General features: G+C 72.1%; 1 protein-coding gene. It reads right to left on the bottom strand.

Annotated elements, in window-relative coordinates; all coding sequences use genetic code 11:
- Window positions 1-1520, bottom strand: a 1520-nt coding sequence (locus tag ATO6_RS24695; RefSeq protein WP_088626566.1) for an acyl-CoA dehydrogenase family protein, incomplete at both ends; no start/stop codon positions are given.

Here is a 1520-nt window from a genome sequence, read left to right as displayed (position 1 = left end):
CCGCGCGCGATGATGCCGCGGAGGATTTCGCGGGTTCCGCCGCGGAGCGAGAAGGACGGGGCGGCGGCCAGCGTGCGGCCCAGCACCGCCGCGTAGCCGTCGGCGGGGTCGAGCGTCGGCTCGACCGTGACCAGCGAGCGGGCGAGCTCGGGGATCTCCTGCTCGAACAGCGCGCCGAGGTCCTTGACCATCGTCGCCTGCAGCGCGGCGTCCTGTCCCTCGGTCAGCAGGGTCGCCACCCGGAACGACATCTGCCGCAGCACGATCAGGTTCGCCGTCACCCGCCCCAGCGTCCGCACCGCCATCTCGTCGGGCGCGCTTTCCAGCTGGCGGATCATCTCGATCAGCAGGGTGATCGAGGACAGGAATCGCTCGGGGCCGCTGCGTTCCAGCGCCAGTTCGCTGGTGACCTGGTCCCAGCCCTGCCCCTCGGACCCGATCAGCGCGTCGTCGGGCAGGAAGACGTCCTCGAAGTTCACCTCGTTGAAGTGATGCTCGCCCGCGAGGTCGAGGATCGGGCGCACCGTGATGCCGGGCGTGTCCAGATCGACGAGGAACTGGCTGGTGCTGGCGTGGCGGGTCCCGGTGTTGCCGTCGCCGCGATCCGTCCGGCAGAACAGCACCATGAAGGTGCTGCGATGCGCATAGGTCGTCCACAGCTTGGTGCCGTCGACCCGCCAGCCGCCTTCCACCTTGCGCGCACGGGTGCGCGTGGCGGCCAGGTCGGAGCCGGAGTCGGGTTCGCTCATCCCGATGCAGCAATAGGTCTCGCCCCGGATCACGCCGGGCACGGCGCGGTCGATCTGCTCGGGCGTGCCGAAGCGCAGGACGAGCGGCGCGCTCTGGCGGTCCGCGATCCAGTGGGCCGCGACCGGGGCCCCGGCGGCCAGCAGTTCCTCCAGCACGACATGCCGGTCGAGCGGGCTGCGGTCATGCCCGCCGAGCCGCTTGGGCATCGTCATCCCGAGCCAGCCGCGCGCGGCCAGCTTGCGGCTGAACTCCGCGTCATGGCCCATCCACGACGCGGCCCGGTCGTGCGGCGTCATATGCGCGGTGGCGGTGGCGAGAAAGGCGCGCACCTCCTGCCGCAGCGTCTCGTGCGCCGGGTCGGCGTCGCCCCGCGCGATGTCCGGCCAGAAGGCATCGGCGCCGCGTTCCAGGACCCTGGCACCGATGCGCCGAGTCCAGAACGCCTCGTTCCCGCATTCGTCGCGCCAGGCCCAGAGTCGCCGCGTCAGGAACTGCAGCCAGTGCTCGGCGGTGAAGCCGATGGCGCCGTGCGTCTGGTGCGCGATCGAGGCGCAGACACCTGCCGCTTCGGAGGCGCGGGCCTTGGCGGCGGCGATGGCACCGGCGTCCAGTGCGCCGTCCGCGCCGATGGCCCGGCCCGCCATGTCGGAGGCGGCGCGGGCGGCCGCGACCTGCGTGGCCATGATCGCGATGGCGTGCTGGATCGCCTGCCGCGCGGCAATCGGCTTGCCGAACTGCACCCGCTCCTGCGCGTAGGCGACCGTCATCTC

The organism is Oceanicola sp. 22II-s10i, assembly GCF_002210105.1.
Classification (GTDB): Bacteria; Pseudomonadota; Alphaproteobacteria; order Rhodobacterales; family Rhodobacteraceae; genus Pseudooceanicola.
Note: the sequence above shows the minus strand (reverse complement) of the source record. Positions and strands in the feature narration are given on the sequence as shown.